The organism is Nocardia sp. NPDC049220 (assembly GCF_040647855.1).
In the GTDB taxonomy this organism is placed as follows: domain Bacteria; phylum Actinomycetota; class Actinomycetes; order Mycobacteriales; family Mycobacteriaceae; genus Nocardia.
The window spans coordinates 407,613-430,141 of record NZ_JBEZDA010000003.1 but is presented as its reverse complement, the minus strand read 5'-3'; the positions used below and the strand labels follow the sequence as shown (position 1 = coordinate 430,141).

Below are 22,529 nucleotides of genomic sequence, written 5' to 3'. Positions count from 1 at the left end.
TCTCGCATCGAGCCAGGACCCGGGCCTACCCAGATCAGGGCGTGCTCTGGGGCCGGCGCGGACCGGGCAATCATATAAGGGACTGGTCGGTAGCCACGCGTGCCGTATTGGATTGCCGCTCCTGCGGTCCGCGCCTGCCTTGGGGTTGTGTCATTGTCTCGTCGAATACCGCTAGACCCACTGGAATCGGTGTCTTTCCTGCTGCCAGCCGTTATATCGGCACAGGCTCCGCCGTGTTGCAGATGAATCCGGATCGGTGAACTAGTTCACAACCACCCGCGCCGGGTCGCCTGCACGCCTGCCTGGAACCGGGTGCTCGCACCGAGTCGCTCCAATAGCCGGGCGGTGCGGCGCACGACTGTGCGCCGGGACATCCCGAGCCTGCGCGCGATGGTGTCGTCGGTTGCGCCCAAACCCATCAGGGTCAGAATGGCCCGATCGCGCTCGTCCAGCGCCTCCGCGTTCGGATTGACCGAGATCGGCGCGGCCATCGCCCACAGCACGTCGAAGGTTTTGATCAGCAACTCCAGCGTGGACGACCCGGTGATCCGCAGGCCCATGGGGTCGGGCCTGCGTTCGTCACCGTGCAGCACCAGGCTCGCTCGTTCGTCATCGCTGATGATCAGCTTGAACGGCGGCTCGGGCAGCGTTCTGGCCTGCGCCCCACTGGCATTGGTGGACAGTGCGTGCCGTAGGCGCTCGGGGTCCTGATAGACGGTGTCCTGATACAGGGTCTGGTAGCGGATGCCATCACCGATCCTGGCCCGCTTGAGGTGGAACAACCGACGTTCCCGGTCCACATCGCTGAGATACGGCCCACGCTCGACGAGTTTGACGCCGGTGCGCGCACCGGTTTGCAGCTCCTCGAAATCGGCGAGCATCTCCAGTCGCTCGAACACCGGCACCACGGCGCCGTTGCCTCGCGGCGAGCGGCGCACCGAACGGAACGTCTCGCTCAGCCGCGCGGCGGCGGCGTGCATGTGGTTGATCTCCTGCTGCCTGCGCCGCGCTTCGGCTTCCGACAACGATTCTGGTGCGTGTGCGTCCCATACCGCGCTACCGTCGGCCGACTCGAGCCGAACCGCGGCGCGCACCTCGCACAACCGGTCCAACGATTCCGCGGCGAAATCTTCCGAAACACCCAGGTACTGCGCGATATCGGCGAGACTCGATCGCGGATGGTGCACCAGCACGGCGTAGGCTCGCCCGTGCGGTGATCCGGGCTCGAAGATGTCGCCCAGCTCTGTCACGGCGCGAGCCTAACGACCGACCGATACCGCTGGGGCAGCCCCGGCAGACCGATGCGCACAGTACTCATCGCGCCACCGGGGTACGGACACCTCATGGCGGCACCACATCGCGCTCGTCGGAATATCAAGCCCGGCAACAATACTCAGTGCTCAGTCGGGCCCCACTGCATGGGCACGCCCTTGGCGGCCAGATACGGGAGGGGATCGATCTTGCCACCGCCCTGGTCCCAGATCTCCAGGTGCAGATGCGGACCGGTGGAGTTGCCACGGTTGCCGACCGTGGCGATCACGTCGCCCGCGTTCACCCGCTGCCCATCGCTGACATACATCTCGTTGACGTGGCCGTACACGGCGGTGGTGCCGTCGTCCTGCAACACCCGGACCCACAGGCCGAACCCGGAGGCCGGGCCCGCCTCGATAACAGTGCCGTTGCTGACCGAGTGAATCGGTGTGCCGAGCGCGTCGGCGAAGTCGAGGCCGTAATGCATGGCACCCCAGCGGCTGCCGAAGCCGGAGCTGAGCTCGCCGGCTACCGGGCGCACCGCGGACGGCGCCGGAACGACCTGCTGCTGCACGCCATTGAGGGCGTCCTCGGCCCGGGAGAGCGGCCCGACGACTTCCGGCGGGAGGTTGGGGATACCGAAGGGAGTGGTGCCCGGCGCGGCGATCTGCTCGGCGACCTGCGTGGCGGCCGGCGCGGGCTCGGGCTGCGGCGCGGCCGCGGCGACCTGCGCGTGGGCGGAACGCGCCTCGGCGACCGGCGCAGCGCCCGTCCCCTTGACGGCGATCTGGGTGTCCAGCTGGTCTTCTTCATGCGCACCCAACAACTGCGGGGAGGCGACAGAGGGGCCGATCTGGGCGGCCGTGCCGATCAGCGCACCGGTGGCGACCGCGACGCTCGCGGCGACCCGCACACGCGTTGTGGACGGTTCGGCGCGGTGCCGCGTCGGGCGGCCCGCACCACCCTCGCCTACTAGGCTCGTGACGGTAATGGAACTGGGGCCTACACGGTGCTGCGACAAAGCTGCGTCCTTGGTCGGAGAACAGGGTCCCGGACGCCCGACCACCGACCGATAACGATCCGATAAAGCCGAACAAAATAACGTTTTGGCATCCGTTGTGACGGGAACTCTACCTCGTCGTGACCATTCCGCAACCTTATGCGGAAAATTAGCTGTTGAGCTGCTGGTCGCCCCGCCGAATGAGCAAGACTTGGCTCATGATCCTCGACCAACTGGACGTCCCGATCGTGCTGGCTCCGATGGCGGGCGGACCCTCCACTGCCGAACTGACCGTCGCGGTCGCCGAAGCGGGCGGTCTCGGCCAACTCGCCGCCGGCTACCTGAGCGCCACCGACACCGCCGCGCGCATCGCGGCGACCCGCGCCCTGACCGACAAACCGTTCGGTGTCAACCTCTTCGTGCCTGGCCCCAGGACCCCCACTGCCGAGCTCACGGACTATCTCGCCGAACTCGGCGCCGATCACGAACTCGGCGATGCGAAATTCGACACCGACGACTGGGCCGCCAAAATCGACCTGCTCGTCGCCGACCCGGTCGCGGTCGTGTCGTTCACCTTCGGCTGCCCGACCGCCGAGGAGATCGCCCGGTTGCACGCGGTCGGCTCCGAGGCATGGGTGACCGTCACCTCGGCAGTCGAGGCCGCCATCGCGGTCGACGCGGGCGCCGACGTCCTGATAGCGCAGGGCGCGGAAGCCGGCGGACACCGCGGCAGTTTCGCCGATCGTCCGGCCGACGACGCGACCGATCCGCTGACGTTGCTAGCTCTGACGCAGATCCTGACCGCCGCCACCAACCGGCCGCTGGTCGCCGCTGGTGGCATCGCCACCGGCGCGGGGATCGCCGCGGCACTCGCGGCGGGCGCCGCGGCCGTGCAGCTGGGCACCGTCTTCCTGCGCTGCCCCGAAGCGGGCACCAACCAGGTGCACCGGGCGGCACTCACCGAGGACACCCCCACGATGCTCACCCGCGCCTTCACCGGACGCCGGGCACGCGGGCTGCGCAACCGGTTCATCGACGAACACACCGCGACCGCGCCCGCCGGGTACCCAGAGATCCACTACGCCACGGCCCCGCTGCGCGCCGCTGCCCGCGCCGCGGGCAACCCCGACGAGGTGAACATGTGGGCAGGACAAACCCATACCCTGGCGCCCGAACTACCCGCGCGCGACCTGGTGCGCACGCTGGCAGTCGACACGAAAACCGCACTGGAGTCGGCCCTTTCGCGCCGAATACAGCATTGTTGACAACGACTTTCGTTTAGACTCGAGTGGCATCGCAGCGACCATCCATTCCTGGAGGAGAGCGTTATGTCCCTTGATGTCCCCACCGCACTACTCGAGCGCGCCGAGCGCGGCGAGGTCGACGACGCCGATTTCGTCGAGGTCGTCCGTCATTCGCTGCCGTACGCCTGGGAAGTCGTCAGCCGGGTCGCCACCGAACTCCAGTCCGGCACTGCCGAATTCGCCGACAACATGGTTCCGCCGCCGGACGAAGTAGCCCGCGGTCAGCTGCTGCGCGCCATGGCCTCGGATGCGATTCGGGGCGGGCTGGAACGGCATTTCGGAGTAAAACTCGCTTTCCAGAACTGCCATCGGGTAGCCGCGTTCCCCCTCTCCGCGGTCGGCGGCGAAACCTACACGACGTTCATCGGCACCCGTGCTCAACTGCTCAACCAGAATCCCGAACTGCGCAACTGCTGATCGATAACACCGGACACCCGGCGCGGCAGAGATTTTCGGCCACGGCCGGGTGTTCGGCTTTCAGCCGTCGGCTTCGCGCGTCGCCACCACGCGTTCCCCGACTCAGCGCGTAATGTGCACCGGCATGACCAGCAACGATCTTCGGAGTGAGATCGAAAGCAGACTTGGTCCGTGGCAGCAGAAACTCGGCAGGGACAGCGCCGCCTACACCAATCACATACTGCGCGTGCTGACCCTGTGCGATCTTCTGGCACCTGACCAGCAACCCCCGCCGAGCCACCGGGAGGAGTATCTGACCGCGGCCACCCTGCACGACATCGGTATCTGGTCGGCGGGCACTTTCGACTACCTCGCGCCATCGTGCGACCACGCACGCGCCTGGCTGGCGAGCATCGACCGCGGCGACCTGACCGACATGGTGGTGCCGATGATCAACGAGCACCACAAGATCCGCGCCGCGGGTGCTCCGGACGACGCGGTCGAGATCTTCCGCCGCGCCGATGCGATCGACGTCGAGTTCGGCCTACTCGGCCGGTTCGGCGTATCCCGCTCGACCTACCGTCACGTGGCGAAACGGTATCCGGACAACGGCTTCCACCGCACCCTGGTGCGACTGACCGCTCGGCGACTGCGCACCAACCCCACGTCACCGCTTCCGATGCTGAAGTGGTGACGTGGGGGTAGGGCGCTCAGGCGAGCGTGGTGACGTCGAGGGCGCCTTCGGCGTACTGGGTGCGCAGTCGCTTCTTGTCGAACTTTCCGACGCTGGTCTTCGGGGCCTCCGCGATGAACGTCCAGCGTTCCGGTAGCTGCCATTTCGCGAACTTGCCGGCCAGGAACTCCCGCAGCTCTTCGGGTTTCGCCTCGGCGCCCTCGACGAGCACGATCGCCGCGAGCGGCCGCTCGTCCCACTTCTCGTCCGGCACGCCGATCACCACCGCCTCGGCGACTGCGGGGTGCCCCATGACGGCATTCTCCAGATCGACCGACGAAATCCACTCACCGCCGGACTTGATCACGTCCTTGGAGCGGTCCACCAAGGTGAGGTAGCCGTCCTGGCTGATCCTGCCGACATCGCCGGTGCGCAGCCAACCGTTGTCGAACTTCTCCGCGTCGACCGCAGCGCCATCGGGCGAGTAGTAGGAGCCGGTGATCCACGGACCGCGTACTTCCACCTCACCGAGCGACGCACCGTCGTTGGGGACCACACTGCCGTCGTCGGCGACCAGGCGGGCCTGCACCCCGGCCGGGAATCGGCCCTGGGTCATTCGATAGGCCCACACGTCTTCCTCGGTGAGCGCGGTCGTTGGTGGATGCGCGACGCTGCCCAGCGGCGAGGTCTCGGTCATGCCCCACGCGTGCAGCACCCGTACATTGTGCTTGTCGTCGAAGGCGCGCATCATCGACGGCGGAACGGCCGAGCCACCGACGACGACCGACCGCAGATGCGAGATGTCCTGCGGATTGGCGTCCAGTCCCGCCAGCACGCCGCCCCAGATGGTGGGCACAGCGGCGGCGAAGGACGGCTTCTGCGCGGCCATGAACTCGAGCAACGGACCCGGCTGCAAGAAGCGGTCCGGCATGAGCAGGTTCGCCCCCGACATCAGCGCCGCGTACGGCAAGCCCCACGCGTTCGCGTGGAACAGCGGCACGATGGTCAGGATGGAGTCGGTACCGAACAGACACATGCCGCTGGGCGACCCGACCTGCATCGCGTGCAGCCAGTTGGAGCGGTGCGAGTACACCACACCTTTCGGGTCGCCGGTGGTGCCCGAGGTGTAACACATCGCCGCGGCGGATCGCTCGTCGATCACCGGGAAGTCGTAGGTATCCGGCTGCGCGGCAAGCAGTTCGGTGTAGGAGTGCACCTGCACGCCCTGCGGCGCGGTCAGTGTCGACGCGTCGCCGTTGACCACGATGACGTGGCGGACCGTCTTCATGTTCGGCAGCAGCTGAGCGAACAGCGGCACCAGCGTGCCGTCCACCAGCACGACCTGGTCCTCGGCATGGTTGGCTACGTACACGACCTGGTCCGGGAACAGCCGGATATTCAGCGCATGCAGTACCGCACCCATGGCGGGCACCGCGATGTAGGCGACCACGTGCTCGTTGTTGTTCCACATGAATGTGCCGACCCGATCGCCGACGCCGATCCCCAGCCCGCGCAACGCGTGCGCCAGCCGCGCCGACTCGGCGCCGACTTCACGGTAGGTCATGGTGCGCACGCCGGAACCGGTCCAGGTCGAGACGGTGGAATCACCGACGAACGTCGATGCGTAGCGCAGCAACGTGGCCAACGACAACGGCTCGTCCTGCATTGTGCTCAACATCGGAACTCCTTTTTCTTCAATGACTTCCCCTCGGAAAGCCAAGTCTGGATCGGTCAGCTTCGAGGCCTCCGACATGTCCCGGAGCGCACCCCGCCGCAGCGGTCACCCCGGCATACCTAATCGGTCCACCGCCGGTGAGCAGGGCGTGTGACCGCGACCGCACAGGATCGACCCCGGCGACGGTGTGCGCGTACAAGCGCGACAGTCCCCGGGGTAGCGCTATCGAGGTACCGAGAGGGGCCGAGGCGTCATTCGTTTCGACAGCTCGGGCGGCGGCGATGCCCGGCAGGCCGGCCTCGGCCGGTTCGACCTCGGCGCCGACGGCCGCGACCGAGTGCAGATCCTCGCGAATGTGGCTTCGTCGCACCAGAGGGGAAAGCTTCGGGAAGTTCGGGACGCGCGCCAGCATGGTTCAGTACGCACCGACCATGAGCCACATCACAGCGGCGATGCTACCCAACAGTAGGCGCGACGGCAGGGCTGACCGGAAATCGCCTCGCACATCGAATCAGACGGCAGTTGCCCTCACTTTCCGCTGGTCGACACGTCGCCGATGTCGGAACACCGGTGACCAACTGAGCCATCGGCTCGTCACAATCGGCGATCATCGCCCGCCCGGCCATCATGACCGATTCCAGTCGAGCTGCCCGCCCAGCGATTCGAATCAGTAGCCACCCACATACAGTCGGTTTCTGCTCTGGGGCACTATCGGGCATCGGCGCGACAGCCGTTGCGCCGAGTTCAGCGCGATCGGCCGGGCTTCGGAGCCGCGTTCGGCGATCTCATCGCTCCAGCACATCCACTGGTCTGACGTACACGTCGGCGGCCGGGGACAGGGCGCGGACACCACGCACACCACGGCGGAAGTCCTCGGGATCGACTCGGTCCCCGCGCTCACCCGGTGTGCGCCGGATAGGCGTGGACTACCGCGGTGTTCAATTTGGGCACGACATGGGTGAGCGTGTGCTCGGCGTCATGCGCGACCCGGTGCGCGTCCGCGAGCGTGATCGTCGGCGCGACATCGAGTTCGACATCGGCGTGCAGACGGTGTCCGATCCAGCGCATCCGCAGGCTGCGCACGCCCTGCACGCCAGGCTCGGCGGCCAGTGCCCGTTCGGCCGTGGCGACCAGCCCCGGTTCGACCGCGTCCATCAGTCTGCGCAGCACATCTCGCGCCGCGGTGCGCAGCACTGCGAGAATCGCGACAGTGATCAGCAGGCCGACGATCGGGTCGGCCAGCGGGAACCCGAGAGCCACACCCCCCGCGCCGAGCAGCACGGCCAGCGACGCGAACCCGTCGGTCCGCGCATGCAAGCCGTCGGCGACCAGCGCGGCCGAGCCGATTCGCCGCCCGACCCGAATCCGATACAACGCAACGGTCTCGTTGCCGAGGAACCCGATCGCACCCGCGACGGCTACCCAGCCGAGATGGTCGATGGGTACCGGATCGATCAGCCGGCGCACCGCCTGATACCCCGCGATCAGCGCGGAAAGGGCGATCGTGGCGACGACGAACAACCCCGCCAGATCCTCGGCCCTGCCGAATCCGTAGGTGTAGCGGCGGGTCGCGTCCCGGCGACCGAGCGCGAACGCGATCCACAGCGGGACCGCGGTCAGCGCGTCGGAGAAGTTGTGGATAGTGTCGGCCGCGAGCGCCACCGAGCCGGACGCGGCGACGACCAGCACTTGGAGCAACGCGGTAATACCGAGGACGACCAGGCTGATCTTGACCGTGCGGATACCGATCGCGCTGCTCTCCAGCGCATCATCCACGCTGTCGGCGGCATCGTGGCTGTGCGGAACGAAGATCTCCCGAATGACTCCGCGCAGGCCGACCGGGTGTTCGTGTGCGTGGCGGTGTCCAGCGTGCGGGTGGTGCCGGTGTTTGTGTTGATGGCCACGGACAAGACCGTGTTCGTGCGAATGCACCGGCATTACGCGTGAATCACGCCCTCGGGCATCATGTTTCGCGCAGCTCATCGGACATCCGTTCGGGCTCGGCGGGAAAGTTCCCGGACCGCGGCATCGCCGCGATGATGCGGGGGCACGCCGGGTCCGGCGTGCTCGGCATTCCACACCGCGTCCACCACCAACTGCCGGACGTGCTCGTTCTCCAGGCGGTAGAAGATCGTGGTACCTGAGCGACGGGTGTTCACCAGTCGCGCCATCCGGAGTTTCGCCAGATGCTGCGACACCGAGGAGGCGGGCTTGCCGACCTGCTCGGCCAGGTCGTTCACCGATAGTTCGCGGTCGACCAGGGCCCACAGCAGCTGCACGCGAGTGTGATCGGCCAGCATCCGGAAGACCTCGACAACCAGCCCGACCTGATCTTCGGCGAGCGGAGGTCGGATTTCCTGGCTATCTGCATTCATACGCAGATAATAGTGCAGTGCATGTGCTGGACACCAGACCGTCGCACCCACTCCGGATCGGCGTAGCGGCGACACCCACACAGACACACATGGGTGAGTGTGCTCGAGCGGGTCGCGATTCAGTTACCCACCTGGTCCCGGCCGGCCGGGTCGGATCGCGAGGCACGGCTTTGTCGCGATCGAACGCCAACGGCGACTGTCGCCGAACCGGTTGACTACGACTCGTATCACTTCTGCGCCGCCGACAGCAGGAAACCGGGCTCCGGATCCCGCGCGGTTTACTGTGAATCACGAAGCACACCGAACGACCCGCGGAGTAGACGACATGCCAGTGGACCGAATCCTGCCCACCCCCGAGGCCAGGGATCTGCTCGAGCTGACCCGGGACATCGCCGACAAGGTGCTCGAGCCGCGGGTGGTCGACTGCGAGAAGACCGGGACGTTCCCCGTCGGCGTCTTTCCGGCGCTCGGCGCGGCCGGGCTGCTGAGCCTGCCATACCCGGAGGAATTCGGCGGCGGCGCCCAACCCTACGAGGTGTATCTGCAAGTACTCGAGGAACTCGCCGCCCGCTGGGCCGCCGTCGCGGTCGCGGTCAGTGTGCACAGTCTGTCGTGCCATCCGCTGTTCACCTTCGGCACCGACGAGCAGAAGCAGCGCTGGCTGGCCGACCTGCTCTCCGGCGAAACCATCGGCGCCTACAGCCTTTCCGAACCGCACGCGGGCTCCGACGCCGCCGCACTGCGTTGCCGGGCGACTCCCGTCGAGGGCGGCTACCGAATCAACGGGGCGAAGGCCTGGATCACCAACGGCGGCCGCGCCGACTTCTACACCCTGTTCGCCCGTACTGGCGACGGCTCGCGCGGTATCTCCTGCTTTCTGGTTCCGAGCGACACCGAAGGTCTCGTCTTCGGCAAGCCCGAGGAGAAGATGGGCCTGCGCGCGGTGCCGACCACCACCGCCGCCTACGACGACGCGTTCCTGCCCAGCGAGCGACTGATCGGCGCGGAAGGACAAGGTCTGTCGATCGCCTTCAGTGCCTTGGACTCCGGCCGGCTCGGTATCGCCGCGGTCGCCACCGGTCTGGCGCAACGCGCCCTGGACGAGGCGGTCGGCTACGCCAAGGAACGCGAGGCATTCGGCCGTCACATCATCGATCACCAGGGCCTGGGCTTCGTCCTGGCCGATATGGCCGCGGCCGTCGACTCCGCTCGCGCCACCTATCTCGACGCAGCCCGCCGCCGCGATGCCGGCCTACCCTACGCACGCCAGGCCAGCGTCGCCAAGCTCGTCGCGACCGACGCCGCCATGAAGGTCACCACCGATGCGGTCCAGGTTTTCGGCGGTTACGGCTACACCCAGGACTTCCCGGTCGAGCGCTATATGCGCGAGGCCAAAGTCATGCAGATCTTCGAGGGCACCAACCAGATCCAACGCCTGGTCATCGCGCGCCAGCTGGCCGGACAGTAGTCGTCCAGCGTGGCCGAAAATACCGATTACTTGACCGGGAATATCTTCGGACCTGCGGATTCGCGACTTACGCTCGGGGGATGACGACGCCGTCCATCATCATTATCGGAGCCGGTTTCGGCGGACTCGCGCGGCGCCACGGAGCGGAGCCGGGATGACTGGCTGCGGCAGCGGTTGAACGGGACACCGTGGAATTTCTGCTCGAACTGGTACCGGAATGCGGCAGGCCGGATCACCAACAACTGGCCCGGCGCCACCGCGCTCTACCGATGGAAGACAAGGACTTTCGATCCGACCGACTACGACGAGGCGCAGGCGCCCGCAACCGCGGCCTGACCATCCGCCCTCAGCCTGCTATCAGCAAGCGATCAGTAAACTGGCCTTGATCCGTCCAGGCAGTGGAAGAGGTACACCATGTTGTGGGTGCTGATCGTCGTGGTTCTCGTGGTTCTCGTCGCCTTGCTGGTATGGCAAGCCACACGCGGCAAACAACGCGCGGCCACCGCACTGGCGGACGCGCTCGCCGACGCTCGGCAGGTGAACGAGCGACTCGGCGGCCAGGTCTACAGCCTCACCGGCAGCAACCCCCCGGCGACCCAAGCCTTGGCCGACGCGTCCGAACGGCATATCGCGGCGGGTTCGCAACTCGATCAGGCACGCACCCCCGCACAAGCGCGGTTGGCGAAGCAGACTGCGCTGGAAGGGCTCTACTACATCAGGGCGGCACGCACCGCGATGGATATGGACCCTGGTCCCGCGGTCGCGCCGCTCGACGGCCAGGACACCGCCGGACAGGTCAGCGAGAAACGCGTCGTCGAATACGACGGCAGGCAGATCGGCGCCTCGCCGGAGCCATCGGCGGCGACTCCGAATTACTATCCCGGCGGCAGAGTCGCCGGACGACCGGTGCCCGCAGGATGGTATTCCGAGCCGTGGTGGCGGCCCGCCCTGGTCGGCGGCGCCTGGGGCTTCGGCTCGGCACTGCTGTTCACGTCGCTGTTCTCCGGGATGTCCGGGGTGGCGTACGGCGCGCAGGGGTTCGAAAGCGGATACGGGGAGGGGTATCAAGACGGGCTGAACGCCGGCGACGACGGAGGTCAGGACGCAGGCGACGCCGGGTACGACCAGGGCGGTGACTCCGGTGGATACAACGGTGGGAGTGGATTCGATGGCGGCGGCGGATTCGACAGCGGTGGGGGTTTCGACGGCGGGTTCTAGCAACGACGATCGCCCAGAGCACCCCGCCTGACCTGGTACTGCCCAATTTTCCGGTGCAACGATGAGGTCTGTTCGCCCTCGACCCGGTAGACTGCCGAACGTCCCGGGTAGGCCGAGATGCCCACCAAGACCAGCCTTCGTAGCTCAGGGGATAGAGCACCGCTCTCCTAAAGCGGGTGTCGCAGGTTCGAATCCTGCCGAGGGCACAGCATCAATTCAGGTCAGAGACTCGCGCCGCCCCGCTCACTCGACCAACTTCAGGCCCGTAACGACATCCTGACTACATTCCGCCGAGTGACGGGCATCCAACCGATCCGCCACACCCCATCGAACTCGTCTTCGAACAGATGCCCGTATCGCTCCAGCATGAGAGCTACGGACGAGTGGCCGAGCATCCGTTGAAGCACCGTGATGGACGCTCCGGCCCGGATCGCCAGTGACGCGGCGGTATGCCGGAGTTATCAGCGGTTAGACCATGGTTCAGGTCTGTCGAGCGCCTGGTCAGGACGGCGAACCGGCCTGCCTCCGGCATGTCGAGCAGACACTGCCCGGCACCTCCGGCAGGACCCACTCAGCGGCTGGCTCCCGCGCGGCCCGCTCACCGCACCGAGGAATGCCCGGAGAAAGGTCATCGGCATTGGCGTGAACGCGCCGTCTTCGGCGGTGTGAGTCAGGCGGGAGTGCCGCAAGTGGTGCAGCGTGAACGGCGCGCCGACCATCTCTGCGGTGTAGTGGTCGAACAGTTCGGCCGCGCGTCGGTAGGGCAGCCGCGCACGATGTGTTCCTGGGTCTATCGGCCACGGCCACATGTGGTTTCGCTTTCCGGTTGATGAGGAACAGTGGTCCGGTGCGGCGCCCGGTGAGCATGCCGACACCGTCGGGCACGATCTGATCCAGCAACGACGAGCCATCGGACACGCCGCCCTTGTGGTCTCGGCCGGATCTTGAACTACTCCGACAAAAGCGCCGCTTAGCGAGTCGCTGTTTGGGAGGGTCCACGGTGCGGCAAAGCCCGGTGGGCGCAGCAACGGCCCGGCGAAGATCGTGGCTGCCGTGCCCGATCGTCGAAAACTGTTGCCGTGTATGCAGTTATCCGCGCGGCGCAACTTGCCCGGGCACGAAGCTTGATCCCATAAGATGGCCGATCGACGCTTGCCCCTCCTGAAGCGTTTCGCAGCCCCCTCGAACAACCCGGAGCGGACGGTAGTGACGAACGACGGCTGGGAAGAGATCCCGCCACATCAGATCCGCAAGGAGATCGAGAAATCGATCTACGCAGTGGTCACAGAACTGGTCGAGGAGCGCGGGTTCCGCATCCGGCGCCAAGGACACAAGATCGCGCTGTACTGCCCGTGCGGACCCGACGGTAGGTTCATCACCATCGGTGGCACGGTGCGGGACGCCGACGTCGCAGCCAAACGCATCAGACGGGCAGCAAAGCGCTGCCCTGATCAGCACGACCTGATGCGTTAGGCTGTTTACATTTGACAACACAGCAGGTAGCAGGCATCATTTGGGCATGACGGCGCACGATGTCGCGAACTTCGAGTTCATGTTCGTTGTCGAAGGCATCACCGACGCCTTCGACCCGAGAGTCGAAGGCGTCGAGGAACACCTCGATTGCGTCATGGAACGCCACGGCGAACTGACCTTGATGACTGTCACCACCCCTGGAACCTCGGCATACACGGCCGGTGTACACGCTGCACGCGTCCTCGAAGCCGCAGGCATAGACGTTGTGCGCGCCTATGCAGATCTTGTCACCAGACAAGATATCGCCGACCGCGCCGAGGTCACTCGCCAAGCAGTCGGCAATTGGGTGCGTGGCGAACGATGCGGGAATCACCCCTTTCCCACACCGACCAATCTCGCAGCAGGTGGCTTGTGGCTGTGGCGCGATGTAAACACGTGGCTGGCAGCGCGTGGACTCGAACATGATTCCATCGGCCACCCCCCGCTCGAAACACTCGCTCAGATCGACGTGTGGCTTTCCAACCGGAACTGCCCAAGAACCGCTGATGCCCTGGCATTTTCAGAGATCGGGTATATCGCCAACTCGACCCGGTTCGCACAGGTCGAGCCCTCGGTCGACCCCGCGCAATTCGAACCCTGGACTCTCGCACAGTGACCGAAACCGCCGAAACTCCGATTCAGGTCGACACTATCGCCGAGCTCGTCGACATCGCCGAACTCGTCGACATCGTATTCTTTGAGGTGACCGGCAAACGCACTGCGTCGAGCCCGGCGAAGGAACCCGGCGATTCGACCGACATAGAAATCTCTGTCCGAACCACAAGCACCGGAATCGATGTTCGTTGTCTGTGCCGAGTCAGCGGCGGCGGAGGCGAGTACGTGTGCGACGCCGCCGCACGATACGACTTCGGCCGATCGGTCACGTTCCCAGATTCGGTACTCCCCGAATTCGTTCAACGAGTCGGCGTAATGGCGGTGTATCCCTACCTCCGGGAAGCGATCACCGCCTCCGCCGCAAAACTCCGACTTCCGCCGCCCCTGTTACGGTTGTTGCGCCCGGGAGACGTGCACGCAACTCCCAAGACACCATCGCCATAGCCCCCGGCGGCGAGCCCATGCGAGACACGTTGGCGCAGAGTTGAATATCACTCGGCTTCGGCGGTTAACGGTAGAGTGATCGTTTTATGCGCGTGCTCTGGGTTGGCGAAGGACCGCCGGGCGATCCGGTGGTCGATGAGCTCATCAGGTTGGGCAATCGGTACAGCCAAACACTGGAAATGATGCCGGCAGGCGCGTTCTGGGAGGCCGCGTACCGAGGCGTCCTGGTGGGCCGCGAAGATCGATGGTCGACCTGTGAGCTATGCACTGTTCCGGCTTCCCCGAAACAACCAGGCCATGTTGTCGCACCTGTGCGTGGCCTCCGAGGCACGCCGTTCGGGCGTGGCCCACGCATTGGTGGTCGAACTTCGGACCAGGCATTTCTCGCGGTTCGGCATACACGCCAAGTGCCGAGACGACTACGGGACTCAAACCCGATGTGGCAGGCGTTGGAACGATCTGCAACCCCGGTCGGGTAGGCAGAGAGTACGCGCTAGCGAAATCGGTGCGTGCTGCGTCGAGCCGATACGCTGCGCGCACCGCGACAGCGCATTCTTCAATTTCGCTGCGGGAGAGGTTCGGGCAACGAAGCCGCCGCCGGAGCAGCGACGGTCGTCACCACCGAAGCCAACTTCGCTCAACCGCCCCATCCAAAGGCTGCGCGACCTGCGCGTCTCAACCGTAACCGACGGCCCTTCCGGTATCTCCCGACGAGTCCAGTGCGTGGACCTTTCGAACTCCTCGGGATCGGGTGGGCCTGTCTCGTGAACGGCTCCCTTCCAGCCGGCGATCCTTCGACTGGTGATGGTTATTCGCCTCGGTATGGAGAAAGACCCTTGTCGCTACGCGGGCGACCAACCCGCGACGCACAGGTAACCGATTGCCCTTCACGATGTTTGATCGATTCCAGGGCTGTCGACTGCTCAGTCCGACGTTGCGATTCGATACTACTGGGCAGCATGGTGTGTGGGCAGACCGTCTTCGTCCTCGGTGCGCCGCCGCATCGTCTCGACCGAGCGATCCTCCGGAATGCGTTCCGGCCACAGGGTAACCGCGAGCACGACCGCCGAAGGCAGACCGATCACGATCACCCACCCGAGTACCATCCATCCGTCGCTCATCTAATCTCCGTGTCTTGCAATGTCATTCGCTCCATATTCAGTGTCGTACCCGAGAGCGGCTACCGATTCGGCATGAAAGTCGGCGACGCCGACCGTCGCGCCGTCGGCACGTCGGCACGTCGGCCGAGAACGGGGATCGTTCTACCGGGCAGACCATGACATTCACCCGGGGCCAGGGTCGCCGCCTCGAACAAGACGATTCGCGCAGCCGCAACCCATCGACCACACCGCCCTGGCAATCGACCGATCCGCCACAGTCCCCAGACACCGATCCCCCCGACCGCCGCCGTGACCCGGACCTACGCCCGTTGCGTGACAAATGCGGGGTCGGTGTGCTGTCGCCGCGCCGCTTATTCAGCTTCCAGGCACCCACAATCATCGATGACGGCGGCACATCCGACGCAGCGGCGACCGCCACCGCGGATCGACCAGCACAACCCAGTTCTCACGCCGCCCGGCCTCCGATCCTGTATCGCCCACTCGATCCTCCTGACACCACGCCATCGCCGAGAAGGCTTGCGATGTCGGCGGCTGTTGTCACGCAGGCACGGAGATCCGCCTGCCGAGCGAGTCGATAGGGATGTGTCCACTGTCGCTCTGGTCCGTCATTTCAACCTTCAGGAAGGTCCTTCGACTACCGGAAAAGCTTCTCAGCCCTTCGAATCGAGCGGAATGGGGGAAATTCCTACGAAAAGCGACGCATTGCCGAACCCACCCCCGCCGAGTTGGTGGGCCCAGCGCGATCAACGAAGATACTGCTGACGAGTGCCGGAGTGTCCGTGGCAGTCTCGACGGGTCAGGCCAGCCAGGGAAGCCCGTTCGTCATGCGGGCTTCCTCGGGCTTCGCTTCTCGAGCCAGTCGGCGAATGTCTGGGTGCCGCGGGGGCCGGGGCCGGTCGGCAGCAAACCACCGTTTCTCATTCCGCCGGGAAAGTACAGGGGCACGACCGGGCGTTGGCGCGCGCCGCCTGCGGCGATGAGGCGCCGGGCCAGGTCGACCAGCGACTCGACCTGCGGACCCGCGAGTTCGGGGGCCATTCCCCTGGGCGGTTCGAGGGCCAGGTCGACGAGGGCTTCGGCTAACTCCCGTACCGCGATGGGCTGGACCGGCGCGGTCGGCACCACTGCGATCGGCCCAGGGACGCCGCTCAGCACCTGACCCACGAACTCGTGGAACTGCGTCGCCCGCATGATTGTCCACGGCACCGCCCCACCCCGGATGATCTCCTCCTGCCGCAACTTACCCGAGTAGTACGGGAGCTTGACCCGGTCGACCCCTACGATCGACGGCGTCACGAGGTGCCGCACCCCGGTGCGCTCGGCCGCGCCGGCGAGATTGCGCCCCGCCTTGTCGAAGAAGCCCACAGCCACCGACTTGCGATTGGTGGTCACATTGCTGGCGTCGATCACCACTTCGACCCCAGTCAACGCGGCGTCCAGCCCGGATCCGCTCACCAGATCGACACCCTGTCCGCGCGACAGCACCACGGGTGTATGTCCGCGAGCACGCAGTGTCTCCACGACGACTCGTCCAGCCACGCCGGTACCACCGGCAACTGCGATCTTCATGACTACTCCTCCCGCTCGGCGCTGCACGAGCGGGAGGAGGTCAACAGGCCACACCCATCGCGACAGCTCACCCAATAGTTATGATCGTGATAGTATCATTTAATACCAATGTGGGATGTGCCTCGATACCACTCCAGGTTCGCAGCCGGGCGACGCTGTCGCAGTGGGTCTGAAGTATCGAGTTACGGCCGCCCCCACCAGCACTCGCATCCCTCCCCCACCACCGAACGCTGCTACTCCGACCGCCAACCGAGCAGCGCCGGCGGTAGTCGAATGGTGGTTCGTAGGACTAGAGAAACCACCATTGCACTAGCGTCGATCGGACACTGTGACGAGGGGGTGCGCTTGGTATGGCGGCTCGGGATCGGGGCGTGTTGATTGCCGAGCATGTCGAGCAGGACCATGGCGTCGTGGTCGGGGCTTCCTGCGTCGGTGTCGTAGACGACGAGGCGGTGGCCAGGGGGGCCGTCGAGTTGCATGGACTGGTAGCGGAGGGTGGGGTTCGGGGCGACGGGCGCGCACGTCGTCGCTCCTACGGGCGGGCGAAGACTTCGCTCTTCAAGAGGAGGTCGCCTACGAGCTGTGCGAGGTCGGGGGCATCGAGGTCGGTGCCGGCCAGTGCTGATAGGCGTGCGACGCAGCCGCGGATCTGGGTGTTCCAGTTGGTGAACAGCTCGCGGTCCCCGGGTGCGGGAAGTAGTAGCGAGCGAGGTTGCGCTGCGCGACCGGCCAGCAATCGATACCTGCGAAAGGTGCAGGCCGTCCGGGCAAGCGGCGTCCGGGGTGTTCTCCAGCAGAAGTCACCGCCGGGCCGGACCGTGCGGCTGGGCACGGCGGGTTGCGCGGGTGCGTTTTCGGGCGGCCAGCTGGCGCGGGTGATTGTTTTCATTCTCTTCCAGTTGTGCTTCCTGGAACGCCGCCCGCCTCCTCAATGTTTGTGGAAGGCCTCCTGCAACCACCACGCTCCCTCGTCGGAGGCGATTCGCGCGTCCAGCAGGATCGGGCGATCACGTGGCCCAGCCAGCCATTTCTCCAACCGATCGAGGTCGCTGACCGAGCGCACAATGGCCGCCTCATACCCCATGCCCACAGCCATCGCGGCGAAGTCCGTGGTCGGGAACCGCACCGTCGCGAGGTCGTTGTCCACGCCGAAGTGGTGGACCTCCGCGCCGTAAGCGCTGTCGTTGTACACCACGATGACCATCGGCAACCCGAGGCGCACCACCGTCTCGAACTCCGACGAACCCATCAGCGCACCACCGTCACCCAACGCTGCGATCGCGAGCCGATCCGGCTGTGCGAGTGCCGCGCCGATGGCGGTGGACAGGCCGAGGCCGACCGACTGGAACGCCTGGGTGAAGCAGAAGCCGAATTGGTCGGGAACGGCGAGGTACGCGCTGGGATAACCCATGAAGTTGCCCGAATCGACGGCCACGACACGCTGTTCGGGAAGCATGCGGTCCAGCGCGATCGACAGGACGCGCGGGTCGATGCGATCCGACGTCGAGAGATCATCGAAGGCGACCTGCGTCCAACGGGCACCGTTGGCGATACGCGCCCGCACGTCGTCGATCCGATAGCGGTTCGATTCAGCGGATTCCCTTTTCCAGGCGGCCGTTACCGCGCGCGCGGTTTCGCCGACGTCGCCGAGAATCTCGATCGACACGTTCCGGTGCGCGCCGAGGGCGCTGACATCGTTGTCGACTTGAACGACGGTGGTGTCGTCACCGATGAGTCGACCGTGCCGCATGGTCCACATGTTCAGCGCGCACCCCCATCCGATCAGCACGTCGGCGTCTCGGATCAGTTCGGCGGCCAGCGGTGTGGCGAAGCCGCCCGAGATACCGATCGACCAGGGATCGTCGTGAAACAGTCCGTTCGCCACAGCTGAGGTAGCCAGGAGGGCGCCCGTCGAGGCCGCGAGCAGGCGAAGGTCGGCGGCGTATCGGCGGGCTCCGCGACCAGCCACGAACACCGGCCGCTCGGAGTTCCGCAGCAGGTCGGTCAGTCGATCCGTATCGATATCCGCGGGCCGGACCGGATGCGGTGTCGGCGGAACGGGTGGCGTGTCCCACGCCGCGGGCAGCGCCTGGATGTCGATCGGAAGGTTCAGCACGACGCATCGTCCGCCGTCGCGTGCCGTGCGGAAGGCACGGACGGTATCGGCGATCGCGCTGGCGGGCCCGTAGACCCGTTCCGGGACGGCGCCGACGGCTGCCGCGAGAGCATCCTGCGCGACGCGGAAGTTCGACCGCACCGCGTCGCCGGGCGTGTCCGCGGCCAGGACGATCAGCGGTGTACGGCTTTTCGCCGCCTCGCCGATGCCGGTCATGGCATTGGTCAGACCACATCCTTGATGCAGCGTGACGACGGCGACACCGTCGGTCATGCGGGCATAGGCGTCGGCCATCGTCGTGGCTCCGCCCTCGTGCCGGGCGGGGTAGAACGCGACGCCGGCGGATCGCAAGGCATTGGTCACCTGAAAGTTGCCGCTTCCGACGACTCCGAAAGCGGCTCCGACACCGAGTCGCTGCAGGGTCCGTCCGACGACGTCGGCAACGGTCATGTGGTTCGCGGAGGTCACCTCTGAATCATGGCAAGGACCCGCGCCGGGCTGCCCGAGCCCCCGACGATCGGCAACGGCGCCACGACGACCAAGAAACCCGTCGCAGGCAGCGTTGCCAGGTTTTGGAGTTGGGTCAAGCCGAATTTACCGGCGCCCAGTAGATAGTGGTGGCAGGGAAAGGGCGTCTCGAACCCGGCTGCCGCGCCGGCGTCGGTACCGACCGTTTCGACACCGAAGCCGAACAAACTGGTCTCTTCCGCCAGCCATTTCGCACATTCGGCCGAGACGCCGGGCGTGTGCGAACCCTTGTCATCGACGTTCAGGAAAGACTCGGTATCCGACGAGCGCGCGTCCCATCCGGTCCGATAGAACAACCAACCGCCGTCGGGGAGCGGCCCGTTTTCCTCCATCCACTGCTCGATATGGCCGACCTCGAGCAGGAAGTCCGCGTCGCGTTCGACCTCTTCGGTCATATCGATCACGACGCCGGGCGCGATCAGGTTCTGCACCGGCGCCTGTGCGACGTCCAAGCCGTCACGGCCGGTGATCCAATGCGTCGGAGCGTCCAGGTGGGTTCCCGTGTGTTCGCCGGTGTGAATGTTGTTCCAGCACCACGCGGGCCCGACCTCGTCGTATGTGCTGATCCGTTCGAGACCGAACGGGATAGTGTTCGCGAACGGTTCCGGCAGGTGCAGAATCGGAGTCGACGCCTCCAACGGCGCGGTCAGATCGACCACCTGGACCGCCCCTCCGGCCAACGCCGACTGCAGTGTGGACAACACGGTCATGGGTAACTCCTGAAAATATTCGTATTGGGGTCGGTCACCCGACCAGCAAGCGATCCCTGCGGAGGTTGGCCGGCAGGTCAGTAGCTGGGCGGTGTCACGCTGATCATGAAGCGGACGGTGGTCCTGCCTTCGTTGCGGAACCGGTGCGGGATGTGCGAGTCGAAGTAGCAACTGTCACCGGTTTTGATCAGGTGGGTTTGGTCGCCGACCTCGATGGTGAGTCGTCCGCTGAGTACGACGACGCATTCCTCCGACGGGTGCGAGCGCAATGAGTCGGAGGAGACGGCGCCGGGTTCGAGCGAACCTTCGAGAACTTCGAGTTTGGCGCCGCCCGGAGAGGCGCGGGTGTAAGTGATGGCATGGTGCGGTGAGGAGATCCGGTACCGGTCGTCGTGCCGGATGACCGCGACGGTCTGGTCGTCGCCGTCCTGGAACAGGCTGAACAAGGGGACGTCGAGAACCTCCGCGATGCGCCGCATGGTTTCGAGGCTGGGGTCGGTGACACCGCGTTCTACCTGGCTGATCAGACCGGTGGAAACCCCGGCGCGGTCGGCGAGTTGGCGGACGGTCATTCCCCGGAGGTTTCGATACTCACGGATCCGTGTCACGGTCACCGAGACATTATCTGCCGACGGGTACCCTGCTCTGATCGCCGGGCGGATTTGCCCGGCGACCAGGACAGAACGGTGCCGACTCGGATCATCGGGTCAGGCTGTCCGCCATCACCACATCCGGCTCGGTAGGTGCGCTGTTCCCTATCCCGACATCAGCCGCGAGGTCCGACGGTGGACGCGTGACGAGGCTGACCGTTACTGCGACGATGACATTGACGACCAGTGCGGGGAGTCCGACCACCGTGCCTGGCGGCAGGGCGGACGTGACGAGCGAGCCCAATGATGGCACCCCGACTATCAGGCCGCCGCAAATCGCACCGGCGGCAAGGCCTACCGCGGTGACTCGCCGCCACATCATCGAGAAGAACAGGGCGGGCGCCAACTGGCCGACAGCGCTGTACACATTGGACATGATGCTCAGGAGTTTGGCATTGCTGTGCGCGACGAGCAGTACCGACAGTGCGGTGAACACGAGGACACCGATCCGGGTCAGCGTGAGCGACGAGGCCCACCGCGGCGATACCGCCCCGATGATGTTACGGGTGAGCAGGCTGCTGGCCGTGAGGATGAGTACCGCGGTCGGCACGAGTGCGACGAGGATGCCCGCACCGCCGAGCAGCCCGATGACCCAATCCGGATACTTCTCGCGCACAAAGATCAGCAGTGACGCGTTCGCCTGCTTGTCGGTCAGCTTCGGCAGCGCGAGCAGCGCGGCGAGCGCGATCATGACGATCAAGACGTAGAACAGCGAGTACAGCGGCTGGATCACCTGATTACGGCGGATCGTCGCCACATCCTTGGCGCTGTAGGACACCTGGAACATATGTGGGAGGGCGAACGTGCCGAGCGGGGTGAGCAACAGGAAACTCATCCACCACCAGGTGTTGGTCGCGGCCGCCCCATGGATACCCGGCAGGGTGGCACCGTTGGGGTGGGTTTGTTTCACCGCGTCGAAGATGCCGAGCAGACCATGGACACCGGCCGCATTCGCTGCGCCTACTGCGATCACGAGCAGGATCAGGATCAGCAGAATGTCCTTGACGATCGCCGTGAACGCAGCACTGCGCATGCCCCCGACCAGCACGAACAAGGCGACCAGAACACCTCCGGCCACAACGTAGACCAGCGAGGGGACACCGCTGCCGAACAAACTGGCCAAGATGAGACTCAGTCCGGTCAGCTGCACCTGGGTATAGAGCAGCAGCGCGACGATGCCGAAGACGGCGATCAGGGCACCGAACCATGGCGCGTCGAAACGGCTGCTGAAGTAGTCCGCCATGGTGACCAGCCCCCGGCTTTTGCCCGCGCGCCAGATTTTGGGTACGAGCCAATAGCCCACCGTCGCTGTCAGCACCACCGTGCCGAGGACGTAGTATCCGGGCGCGCCATTGCTGAATACTGCCTGGGAGGCGCCCAGCAGCGCGAACGTGGTGAACGTTTCGCCGACGAGCAGAAACCAGAACAGCCAGGTGCCGAAGCGTCGGCCACCGACAGACCATTCCTGCATATTCATCGTTCTGCCGCGAGCTGCCGCCACGGTGCCCCACACGATCGATCCGACCGCGATCACGAAGGCAAGAGTCAATGCCATCTCGCGCTCCTAGAACCGATCCAGTTCGCCGTTGCGTCGATCGATGGCGTAGATGACTCCGATCGCGGCCGACCCGACCAGCACACCGAGCGTCATCCATACCAGCAGGAAAGGAATCGAACCGAAGATGTAGTCGACCCGATTGACCAGGGGAATCGCCGCGATGCACCACACGGGAGGGATCGCGAGCAGAAGCCAGTGCCGGCGCCGGCGCGCCGTACGCCCGGCTTCGGGCGCTACCGATCGAGACATGGTAACTCCTGTCAGAACATTATTCATGTTCACTTCAAATGAATTTTCATCAGTCTGAGTGACCTTTATCGCATCGTCAAGCCAGGGAGGGGAGAAT

General features: G+C 65.6%; 23 protein-coding genes, 1 tRNA gene and 1 pseudogene. 11 read left to right on the top strand and 14 right to left on the bottom strand.

Going from position 1 to position 22,529, the window contains the following annotated elements; all coding sequences use genetic code 11:
- Nucleotides 1-266 precede the first annotated feature (266 nt).
- On the bottom strand, nt 267-1,250 hold the full coding sequence (locus AB0C34_RS13550) for a LuxR C-terminal-related transcriptional regulator (protein WP_357071035.1): 984 nt from the start codon (nt 1,248-1,250) through the stop codon (nt 267-269).
- Nucleotides 1,251-1,393: 143 nt separating this feature from the next.
- Entirely contained in the window at nt 1,394-2,272 is an 879-nt protein-coding gene (locus AB0C34_RS13545) for a M23 family metallopeptidase (RefSeq protein WP_357071032.1), read from the bottom strand.
- Between the two features lie 197 nt (nt 2,273-2,469).
- Between AB0C34_RS13545 and AB0C34_RS13540 the strand changes: the two genes are divergently transcribed.
- From AB0C34_RS13540 to AB0C34_RS13530, 3 genes are all read left to right on the top strand, one after another.
- Nucleotides 2,470-3,516: a nitronate monooxygenase gene (locus AB0C34_RS13540; RefSeq protein WP_357071029.1), complete on the top strand. Its 1,047-nt coding sequence runs from the start codon at nt 2,470-2,472 to the stop codon at nt 3,514-3,516.
- Between the two features lie 63 nt (nt 3,517-3,579).
- A complete protein-coding gene (locus tag AB0C34_RS13535) occupies nt 3,580-3,972 on the top strand; it encodes an SCO5389 family protein (protein ID WP_357071026.1) in 393 nt (130 codons plus the stop codon).
- 124 nt (nt 3,973-4,096) lie between these two features.
- Entirely contained in the window at nt 4,097-4,645 is a 549-nt protein-coding gene (locus tag AB0C34_RS13530; RefSeq protein WP_357071023.1) for an HD domain-containing protein, read from the top strand.
- A 16-nt stretch (nt 4,646-4,661) separates the two neighbouring features.
- Here AB0C34_RS13530 and AB0C34_RS13525 read toward each other — a convergent pair whose 3' ends face one another.
- Together AB0C34_RS13525 and AB0C34_RS13520 are read right to left on the bottom strand one after the other, a co-directional pair.
- Nucleotides 4,662-6,302, bottom strand: a complete 1,641-nt coding sequence (locus tag AB0C34_RS13525) for a long-chain fatty acid--CoA ligase (protein WP_357071020.1) — start codon at nt 6,300-6,302, stop codon at nt 4,662-4,664.
- Nucleotides 6,303-7,196: 894 nt separating this feature from the next.
- Nucleotides 7,197-8,132, bottom strand: coding sequence for a cation diffusion facilitator family transporter (locus tag AB0C34_RS13520; protein ID WP_357071373.1), 936 nt, complete (start codon nt 8,130-8,132; stop codon nt 7,197-7,199).
- On the opposite strand from AB0C34_RS13520, the gene AB0C34_RS13515 reads away from it, so the two are divergent.
- The gene (locus AB0C34_RS13515; RefSeq protein ID WP_357071394.1) at nt 8,091-8,246 is read left to right on the top strand and encodes a hypothetical protein; all 156 of its coding nucleotides are present in this window, start codon (nt 8,091-8,093) and stop codon (nt 8,244-8,246) included. The two genes, AB0C34_RS13520 and AB0C34_RS13515, sit on opposite strands and share 42 nt — an antisense overlap.
- A gap of 32 nt (nt 8,247-8,278) precedes the next feature.
- Here AB0C34_RS13515 and AB0C34_RS13510 read toward each other — a convergent pair whose 3' ends face one another.
- Nucleotides 8,279-8,674: a metalloregulator ArsR/SmtB family transcription factor gene (locus AB0C34_RS13510; RefSeq protein ID WP_357071017.1), complete on the bottom strand. Its 396-nt coding sequence runs from the start codon at nt 8,672-8,674 to the stop codon at nt 8,279-8,281.
- A 325-nt stretch (nt 8,675-8,999) separates the two neighbouring features.
- Here AB0C34_RS13510 and AB0C34_RS13505 point away from each other — a divergent pair, with 325 nt between their 5' ends.
- The 4 genes from AB0C34_RS13505 (at nt 9,000) to AB0C34_RS13490 (ending at nt 11,566) form a co-directional block, all read left to right on the top strand.
- Nucleotides 9,000-10,142: an acyl-CoA dehydrogenase family protein gene (locus tag AB0C34_RS13505; RefSeq protein ID WP_357071014.1), complete on the top strand. Its 1,143-nt coding sequence runs from the start codon at nt 9,000-9,002 to the stop codon at nt 10,140-10,142.
- A 174-nt stretch (nt 10,143-10,316) separates the two neighbouring features.
- Nucleotides 10,317-10,478, top strand: a complete 162-nt coding sequence (locus tag AB0C34_RS13500) for a hypothetical protein (RefSeq protein WP_357071011.1) — start codon at nt 10,317-10,319, stop codon at nt 10,476-10,478.
- Between the two features lie 78 nt (nt 10,479-10,556).
- Nucleotides 10,557-11,360 carry a DUF1542 domain-containing protein gene (locus AB0C34_RS13495; protein ID WP_357071008.1) on the top strand — a complete coding sequence of 268 codons (804 nt, stop codon included), beginning with the start codon at nt 10,557-10,559 and terminating at the stop codon, nt 11,358-11,360.
- Nucleotides 11,361-11,493: 133 nt separating this feature from the next.
- A tRNA-Arg gene (locus AB0C34_RS13490) sits at nt 11,494-11,566 on the top strand.
- Between the two features lie 51 nt (nt 11,567-11,617).
- On the opposite strand, the gene AB0C34_RS13485 is transcribed toward AB0C34_RS13490, so the two are convergent.
- Nucleotides 11,618-11,767 carry a hypothetical protein gene (locus AB0C34_RS13485; RefSeq protein ID WP_357071005.1) on the bottom strand — a complete coding sequence of 50 codons (150 nt, stop codon included), beginning with the start codon at nt 11,765-11,767 and terminating at the stop codon, nt 11,618-11,620.
- 730 nt (nt 11,768-12,497) lie between these two features.
- Here AB0C34_RS13485 and AB0C34_RS13480 point away from each other — a divergent pair.
- The 3 genes and pseudogenes from AB0C34_RS13480 to AB0C34_RS13470 form a co-directional block, all read left to right on the top strand.
- On the top strand, nt 12,498-12,833 hold the full coding sequence (locus tag AB0C34_RS13480; RefSeq protein WP_357071002.1) for a hypothetical protein: 336 nt from the start codon (nt 12,498-12,500) through the stop codon (nt 12,831-12,833).
- Nucleotides 12,834-12,879: 46 nt separating this feature from the next.
- Nucleotides 12,880-13,488, top strand: coding sequence for a hypothetical protein (locus AB0C34_RS13475; RefSeq protein ID WP_357070999.1), 609 nt, complete (start codon nt 12,880-12,882; stop codon nt 13,486-13,488).
- A 668-nt stretch (nt 13,489-14,156) separates the two neighbouring features.
- Nucleotides 14,157-14,699 (top strand): annotated as a pseudogene (locus AB0C34_RS13470) (GNAT family N-acetyltransferase); the annotation flags it as partial.
- A 179-nt stretch (nt 14,700-14,878) separates the two neighbouring features.
- Here AB0C34_RS13470 and AB0C34_RS13465 read toward each other — a convergent pair.
- From AB0C34_RS13465 to AB0C34_RS13430, 8 genes are all read right to left on the bottom strand, one after another.
- A complete protein-coding gene (locus AB0C34_RS13465) occupies nt 14,879-15,052 on the bottom strand; it encodes a hypothetical protein (RefSeq protein ID WP_357070996.1) in 174 nt (57 codons plus the stop codon).
- An 822-nt stretch (nt 15,053-15,874) separates the two neighbouring features.
- Complete coding sequence (locus AB0C34_RS13460; RefSeq protein WP_357070993.1) at nt 15,875-16,621, bottom strand: NAD(P)H-binding protein; 747 nt, start codon at nt 16,619-16,621, stop codon at nt 15,875-15,877.
- A 532-nt stretch (nt 16,622-17,153) separates the two neighbouring features.
- Entirely contained in the window at nt 17,154-17,510 is a 357-nt protein-coding gene (locus AB0C34_RS13455) for a hypothetical protein (RefSeq protein ID WP_357070990.1), read from the bottom strand.
- A gap of 39 nt (nt 17,511-17,549) precedes the next feature.
- Nucleotides 17,550-19,187 (bottom strand): thiamine pyrophosphate-binding protein, encoded by a 1,638-nt coding sequence (locus tag AB0C34_RS13450; protein WP_357071369.1) that lies wholly within the window; start codon nt 19,185-19,187, stop codon nt 17,550-17,552.
- Nucleotides 19,188-19,201: 14 nt separating this feature from the next.
- Nucleotides 19,202-19,975: a cyclase family protein gene (locus tag AB0C34_RS13445; protein WP_357070987.1), complete on the bottom strand. Its 774-nt coding sequence runs from the start codon at nt 19,973-19,975 to the stop codon at nt 19,202-19,204.
- A 77-nt stretch (nt 19,976-20,052) separates the two neighbouring features.
- Nucleotides 20,053-20,589 (bottom strand): XRE family transcriptional regulator, encoded by a 537-nt coding sequence (locus AB0C34_RS13440; RefSeq protein ID WP_357070984.1) that lies wholly within the window; start codon nt 20,587-20,589, stop codon nt 20,053-20,055.
- 85 nt (nt 20,590-20,674) lie between these two features.
- Nucleotides 20,675-22,180, bottom strand: a complete 1,506-nt coding sequence (locus AB0C34_RS13435; RefSeq protein ID WP_357070982.1) for a sodium:solute symporter family protein — start codon at nt 22,178-22,180, stop codon at nt 20,675-20,677.
- A gap of 9 nt (nt 22,181-22,189) precedes the next feature.
- The gene (locus tag AB0C34_RS13430; protein WP_357070979.1) at nt 22,190-22,432 is read right to left on the bottom strand and encodes a DUF3311 domain-containing protein; all 243 of its coding nucleotides are present in this window, start codon (nt 22,430-22,432) and stop codon (nt 22,190-22,192) included.
- Nucleotides 22,433-22,529: the final 97 nt, after the last annotated feature.